The organism is Vicinamibacteria bacterium (assembly GCA_035620555.1).
Classification (GTDB): Bacteria; Acidobacteriota; Vicinamibacteria; order Marinacidobacterales; family SMYC01; genus DASPGQ01.
Genome location: DASPGQ010000119.1, coordinates 1 through 7,442, shown reverse-complemented (window position 1 = coordinate 7,442; position 7,442 = coordinate 1). Strand labels below are relative to the sequence as shown.

Below are 7,442 nucleotides of genomic sequence, written 5' to 3'. Positions count from 1 at the left end.
CGATCGCACTCGTGATGAGCCGGGAAAGACGGGGGTTCGCGAGCGCCATGAAACGCCGCGGCGTCACGCCGTTCGTCTTATTGCTGAACCTCTCCGGCCAGAGATCGAAAAAATCCGACATCACGCTCCTGGTGAGAAGCTCGGTGTGAAGTCGCGCCACGCCGTTTATCGAGTGGCTTCCCAGAGCGGCGAGATGCGCCATGCGAACGTAGCGCTCACCCGACTCGTCGATCAGAGAAAGTCGTCTCACCCGATCCTCGTCGGGGTAGCGGCGTCTTACCTGCTGCAGGAAACGATGGTTCAGCTCGTAAATGATCTCGAGATGCCGGGGAAGGATGCGGGCGAAAACCGTCACCGGCCATTTCTCCAGCGCCTCGGGAAGTAGAGTGTGGTTGGTGTAAGCGAGGGTGTTCTGCGTCACCTTCCAGGCGGGCTCCCAGTCCATGTCGTGCTCATCGACGAGAAGCCGCATGAGCTCGGCGACGGCAATGGCGGGGTGGGTGTCGTTGAGCTGCACCGCGAACTTGAGGTCGAAGTCGGCGACGGAGCCTGCGTTTTGAAGATGAATCCGAATCATGTCCTGGAGAGCGCAGGTCACGAAGAAGTACTGTTGCTGCAGACGCAGCTCCCGACCCGCCACCGGCTCGTCGTTGGGGTATAGCACTTTGGTGATGTTCTCGGAGCGGACCTTCGCTTCCACGGCTCGGTAGTAATCGCCCACGTTGAACGCCTCGAGCTCGAAGGCCTCCGTCGCTTCGGCGGTGAAGAGGCGTAGCAGGTTGGCATTTCCAACCCGATAGCCGACGATCGGCGTGTCGTAGGCGACCCCTTTCACGATCCGGTCAGGAGTCCAGCGGACTCGATAGCGTCCCGAGGCGTCGTGATAGCTCTCGGTGCGTCCTCCGAGCTTCGCGTCGAAAGCGATCTCGGGGCGCGCGATCTCCCAGGGGTTCCCGAGATGAAGCCACTTGTCGGTGATCTCCTGTTGCCAGCCGTCTCGTACGGACTGATCGAAGATGCCGAACTCGTAGCGAATGCCGTAGCCGATGGCGGGGATCTGGAGTGTCGCGAGTGAATCGAGATAACAGGCTGCGAGGCGCCCCAGGCCTCCATTTCCGAGGCCAGGCTCTTCCTCCTGCTCGAGGAGCTCTCGAAGCGAAAGCCCCAGGGAGTCCATCGCCTCCTGCACCTCGTCATAGATGCCGAGGTTGAGGAGGTTGTTTCCCAGATGAGGTCCGAGAAGAAACTCCGCTGAGAGATAGCACACGGTTCTGGCCCTCCTCGTCAGATACTGCATGCTGGTCTCGATCCAGCGCGCCAGAAGACGATCGCGCACGGTGTAGGCGAGAGCCATGTAGTAGTCGTTCAGCGTGGCGACGGGGAAAAACCTGCCCTGCACGAAGAAGAGGTTGTCGACGAAGGCGCGCTTCAGCGCCTCCACCGAGTTTCCCGTGCGCACGTCGACGCCGTCGGATCGGAATTGTCCGTCGGGTTTCATTTTCGGCATTCGACGAGCTTGCAATCAGGGCCTTCGTTACACTCCGGCCAGAGCGAAGAGCATGTCGATGTAGCCTCTTTCGATCTCCGCGAGATCGGCGATGGGAAGGCCCTCCTTGGGCTGGATCACCATATACTCGTTCGGTGCGTGCGCTCCCGATCCGGGAGGAAACACCTTGCAGCGAGCACGATAGGAAATTTTCTTGCCTCCACGGCAGCCTCCAAAAAGCACGGCTCCTTATAATGTCGGATCTCGATCAACGCAAGCTCACGGCTCGGCTCACCGGGGCCGGTGACGAACGGATATTCCCGTGGCCAGCAGCTTGCCGTCTGTCCGACGGATGCCTCCCTCCGGCATGGGAGGACCGTCGTGATCTCTGAAGAACAAGGGCAGCCCTTCGGCGAAGTTGACCGGGTACACCGCCGGGTCTTGTCGCTGGTGATGGATGTGGATGTGAGGCTCGCTCGTGTTCCCGGAGTTGCCGCATCGTCCGATGGGCTCACCCTCTTCGACAGAGTCTCCCGCCTTCACCGCGACGCTTCCTTCCTGCAGGTGCGCGATCACCAGGTACGTTCCCGTCGGCAGCTCGATCACCACGTGGTTGCCGAAGGGCGTCTCGAGATTCAGCGAAGACTGGCCGGGAACGACATCCGGCGACCCGTCATGAACGGAGGCAACCCAGCCCGCCGCGGGAGCCACGACGGGAATCCCGTAGCAACCGTAGTCCTGAAGCCTGTCGCTTCCGGTGAGATAGGGCTCGGCGAACAGGTCGTAGGCCCACCGTTGATCCGGGACGATGGCATGGTAGTTCACCTCGATCCGGTCGCCGCCCCAGGCCACCGTAAGAGTCTCGGCCGCCGGAAGTCGAACCGTTGCCGCGGGCTTCGTGGACTCGATGGAAGCAGGGTAGGCGACGGTGAGAAACCCGAAGTACCAGGCGGCCGGCGCCACGGCCGCTGCACATCCGATGAGGCTCGCGAGAATCCCGCTATCGATTCGGCGGTTGACGATGGCGTAGACGGAGACGACGAGAAGCAGGACCAGCCCCAGCAGGGGTAGTCCGATCTGAAACGCGTACCAGGCCACGATCGCCGCCATCCCGCCTCGACCGATGACGAGCCAGCAGATTCCCGATGCGAGGAGAACAATTGCGAGCGGCAGCCATTTCCAAGTAAGAGCCGTCACCCGGACATTCTACCGGTCGACGCTGTTACGTCGGCAGGCTCGGCTTCTTGGGCGGGAAAGGAAAGGCATTCTTGCTGTGCGTGATTCCTGCCGACACCTGGAGCTCGGCGAGCTTCAACGCGATGACTGCCGGGTTGAGCACTGGAACTCTCAGGTCGGACTGCGCCGACTCCGCGATTCCCAGAAACGCCATGCTCATACAGCCGGGCACGAGCACGTCGGCTCGATCCTCACGAATGGCCCTGCGGCCCTCTTCGACGAAGGCCCTCAGCGCGCCTTCGCGCTCGCGGGCGAGATCGAGAACCGGGACTTGCACCGACCGAACGGATGCGAGCCTCGACTCCAGTCCGCGTGCGCGTGCGATCGCTTCGAGCGACGGGACGACCGAGTCGAGGACGGTGATGACGCTCGTTCGATGTCCCAACGTCAATGAGACGAGGAGTGAGCTTTCGTACGGCCCGATCACCGGAATCGAGACGAGCTCGCGTGCGGCGTCCAGGCCCGGATCGCCAAAACATCCGAGGATCACGGCCGATATCCCCTCGCGCTCGGCACGCGCAACCGCCTTCAGCGCGTGCGGGATGGCGAGGTGTTCCTCGACCATCGACTCGATCGACGCCGGTCCTTCCTCCGTGTCCCAGATCTCGACGTCGGTACCAGCCGAGGCGTGCCTTTCGAGGAAGGCGCGACGGCGGTCGAGCTCAGCCTGACCCTGGTGCTTCTTCATCGGCCCGGGTACGAGGTACAGGATGCGCATGTCGTTTCAGTTTAGTTCCGGCCCGGTCGAACCGCTATCGAAGAAGAGCTCCCGGATTTCCTGGGGAGGGGGTGCCGTGAGCTTGCTTACGACGACGACGAGAAGGAGGGAGACGAACGGCCCGAAGATCGCCGGCCAGATCCCGCCAATCCAGTTGTCGAAGGACTGATACTCCAGATAGCCGGCAACGTACCAGGAGACGCACGCCAGCGAGCCTCCGATCATCCCTGCGATTCCGCCTTCTTTAGTCGCACGCGGCCACCAGAGCCCCAGCAGAAATGGAAACGTGAAGGCCGACGCCATCAAGCTGAAGGCGATGGTGACGATCCACAGGATCGCAGCCGGCGGCTTGATAGACACGACGAGGGCGAGGAGGCCGATGGCGAGCGTCGCACGCCGCGCGATCCTGAGCCCGGCTCGGGGCTCGACCTCACGGCCCGCGAGCCGCTCGAGCTTGGTGTAGACGTTCTCGGCGGCGAGCGAGCCCGCCAGAAGAAGCGTCGAATCGATCGTGGACATCGTGGCGCCGAGTATGGCGGCCACGATCACTCCTCCCACGACGGGATGGAGCAGCTCGGTGATGAGTGTGGGAACGGTAAGATCCGGCTGGGCCAGATTCGGCAGCAGAACGCCCCCCGAGATCGCAACGAGACCGGCACACAGGTAAATAAAGCTCTGGAACGTCACCGAGTAAACCATGGCGGCGCGAAGCGTTTGGTCGTCCTCGGGAATGAGAAACCGGGTCACCGAGGCGGGAGCGCCGCCGATCTGGAAGAAACCCCAAACGACGAAGGACGACACTACCCACACCGCCGGCATGTTTCCGAGAAAGGAGATGCCGCCGGGGTTGAGCTCGCTGTACTGCCGGTGCATCTCGGAGAAACCTCCGGCGGCGCCGACGGCGACGGGCGCCAGGATCGCGAAACCCACGATCATGATGACGCCCTGAATCAGATCGGTCCAAGCGACGGCGAACATGCCGCCGAGGACCGTGTACAGGATGACGATGCCTCCGAACAAGAACAGCCCCGCGACATAAGGCACCCCGAGCAGAACCTCGAAAACGTTTCCGGCAGCTTTGAGCTGCGCCGAGATCATCGGCACGAAGGCGACGAGCATGATGAAGGTCGCGACGAGGCCGGCGGCGTTGCTGTAGTACCTCTTCTCGAAGACGTCGACGAGCGTGACGCTCTCCATCTTCCCCGCAATTTTTCTCAGGCGGTCGCCGAGCAAAATATAGGAGAACCAGGGAGCGGAGGCGGAAGAGACGCCCGCGGGAATGAAAGCGTAGCCGAGCACGGACTGGGTTCCCACCGCCCCCATGTAGCTACTTCCGCTCATCTGAGTCGCGGAGAACGAGAACCCAATCGTCGCCGGCCCCAGCTTTCCCCGGGCGATGAAGTAGTCTCGGTCGGTTCTGACCCTCCGGCCGAACCAGAAGCCGAGCGACAACATGGCGGCGAAGTACACTCCGAGGATCAGGGTGTAGAGAGCGCTCTCGCTCAAAGCGGCGGCACTATACCACTGGCGGGCAGGTTCCTCTTTGCCGCGATTCCCGATTGATGAGAATCAGTCGATCTCCAGTTGTTCCTGCGCGGCGCGCCATGCCTGCGCGATGGCCGCCTGGGTCCAGGGGCTGCCGCCGGCGTCCGCGCCGGCGAAGGAGATTCTACCCAGGCGCCGGCGTCCGCTTTCGTAGGGTGGGTCCTTTCGTTTCGACCAGGGAGCGGGTGCACTGAAGTAGTTGTAGCCGTGGCCCCAGCGGTTCACGGTGAGACCCACGATGTCTTCGGCGGCATCGAATCCGAAAGGACCGAGGATATGCGTCAACTCCCGTCGGATCTCCCGCTCGTAGACTTCGAAACTCTTTTGCTCCATCTCATAGCGTCCGAGCTCCATCTGCTGCGCTGGCTCGAGCCCGGGCTTGTAGATGTACTTGTACAGGCTGAGGAGGGTGGGCCGGTCGGGATGATAGGTCGGCCGGTAGTCGCCCACCCGAAGGGGATCGGCGATGTGCATCCAGGTGCAATAGCCATCCGGCCAGAATGCCTCGGACCAGCCGAGATCGGCGATCGGGCGCCAGTGTCTCAGCATGACGTTGATATAGATGGCCGAGCTGTAGCGATACTCACCGAGTGCCTGGCGTTGCTCCCGGGAAAGCTCGGGCAGGATGTGCTTGGCCACGGAGCCCCAACCCGACATCACAACGTGGCGGGCATGTACGCGATAGAGCTTCCCGTCCTCCCGCGTGTAGAAAAGCGAGAGTGATCCACCTCGCTCTCCGCCGTCGTGCTCGATGCGCCCGACCATCGAGCGCAACCGGATCCGAACTCGCTGCCCCTCACGATCGAACCGGTCGTAACGAACGCGGGCGTTGAAGACACCTTCCATGGTGTCCGGACCGGAAAGGGTCTGGGGCAGGAGAGCCTTGAGAAGGTGGCGAGCGATGGTGTGGTTGCCATCCGGGTAGCGGTGGATGGGCTCGTAGGCGTAGCGCAGGATGCCATCGACTTCGTGAAAGCCTTCCCCGCCCATCCCGTAGAAGCCGGGACCGACTTCGAATGCATCGAGCGCCGAGGCGGCATCGGCACCCAGGCCGATGAGGTCCGTCGCGTAGAGATTGGCAAAACGGACCGCGTCGTCGGAAAGTCCCATCTTCTCGCGGATGAAACTCTCCCAGCTCATCTCCGACAGCAGAGCATCACGATTCGAAGCGCCATCGAGATAGTCTTTGCGGGTGGTATAGAGCTCGACCAGCTCGCGCCGTACCCCTTCGGAGATCGGCGCCCGCGCGAAAAACTCCCCATAAGGAACCTCGTACCAGCGATTCACCCAGGTGGTCCGGGCGCCGGGAAACACCCGGGAATCGAAGACGACTGCCGAGGATAGCCCGAAGCGCTGATTGAAGCCTCCGTCCCGAAACGCCACCATGCGTTCCAGGTCGATCCCCAACTGGTCGAAAACGCGCGTGGCCTCACGAGGCGAGCTCTCCGGGGATTCCAGGGCATAGGTGCCGCCCGGCCCGATGAGTTGCGTGCCCTGGAAGTCGAAGACGTTCCGCCTCGCGTGGCCACCGAAATCATCGTGGTTGTCCAGGAGCAGGATCGTGGGGTCGTCTTTGCGCTCCTTTTGAAAGACGAACGCGGCGGCGAGGCCCGCGATTCCTGCGCCCACCACAGCGAGGTCGTAGCTCTCACCCGTCTCCACGAAATCACGAGGCTCGGCGAGCTCGCCGTCCCGGACGCGATGGCCGAGTGCCATCGCCGACGGATGCTGACCGCGGAGCCCCTGGAGCTCGGGCGGATAAACTGTAGTTTCCGCTTCTTGCCGCCTGGGTCGATATCCCCGTGCTCCGAGGGTGGACGCGCCAACCGCCATCCCCTGAAAAAAATCCCGCCGAGTGATCGGGCGGTTCATTCCCAGGGCGATGTCGTCGTCATCCACTCGAGGAGTCTACCACCGCGGGAGTGCCTACCCAGGGCCGGCACCGCCCGTTGCTCGCGCTCGTTACCTAGCGCCAGCCGACCTTCCGCGCCCAAGCCTCCATCTTCCGCCGGTGCTCACCGAGGTCGGATGGGGGCTTCTCTCCCCATTGTGCCGCCGCCTTTCTCTTGCGTGCGATCTCGGCCTCGAATGGTCCGAGTCCGACGGCCCTGCGACGCTCTTCCAACCGTGACGGATCCTCGATCCCGGGAAGGGGACTCAACTGACCGTTCTCGTCCCAGTCGAGTTGGGTCCCGTAGAGTTGAGCCCGACCCGCGTTGAAACGAATCCGATCCTCAAGCAATGCGACTTGATACCAGGGAGCATCGCCGCGCTCGGCCGCCTCTTTGAGCCTGCGCAGCCCTTCGCGTTGAAAATGCGGATCGCTGATGGCGTGCTGAAGGATGAGCCACGCGGCCTCCTCACCGTCGGCCCCGACGCGTTCGACACCCGGCCAGCCGTACTGGGCAACGATTGCGGCGAGGCGTTCGGCATGCTCGAGGTGTACGCGCTCCATCG

At 62.8% G+C, this 7,442-nt stretch carries 6 protein-coding genes; all 6 read right to left on the bottom strand.

The window, feature by feature from the left end; translation table 11 throughout:
- The coding region (gene glgP / locus VEK15_04925) for a glycogen/starch/alpha-glucan family phosphorylase (protein ID HXV60014.1) at positions 1-1,498 on the bottom strand (1,498 nt) is incomplete at its 3' end.
- 279 nt (positions 1,499-1,777) lie between these two features.
- Positions 1,778-2,683 (bottom strand): M23 family metallopeptidase, encoded by a 906-nt coding sequence (locus VEK15_04920; protein ID HXV60013.1) that lies wholly within the window; start codon positions 2,681-2,683, stop codon positions 1,778-1,780.
- Between the two features lie 25 nt (positions 2,684-2,708).
- Positions 2,709-3,440, bottom strand: a complete 732-nt coding sequence (locus VEK15_04915; GenBank protein HXV60012.1) for an aspartate/glutamate racemase family protein — start codon at positions 3,438-3,440, stop codon at positions 2,709-2,711.
- A 6-nt stretch (positions 3,441-3,446) separates the two neighbouring features.
- A complete protein-coding gene (locus tag VEK15_04910; protein ID HXV60011.1) occupies positions 3,447-4,946 on the bottom strand; it encodes a sodium/solute symporter in 1,500 nt (499 codons plus the stop codon).
- A gap of 63 nt (positions 4,947-5,009) precedes the next feature.
- Positions 5,010-6,884: an NAD(P)-binding protein gene (locus VEK15_04905; protein HXV60010.1), complete on the bottom strand. Its 1,875-nt coding sequence runs from the start codon at positions 6,882-6,884 to the stop codon at positions 5,010-5,012.
- A gap of 67 nt (positions 6,885-6,951) precedes the next feature.
- Positions 6,952-7,442 (bottom strand): DUF6624 domain-containing protein (locus VEK15_04900; protein ID HXV60009.1); only part of this gene is annotated, 491 nt, incomplete at its 5' end.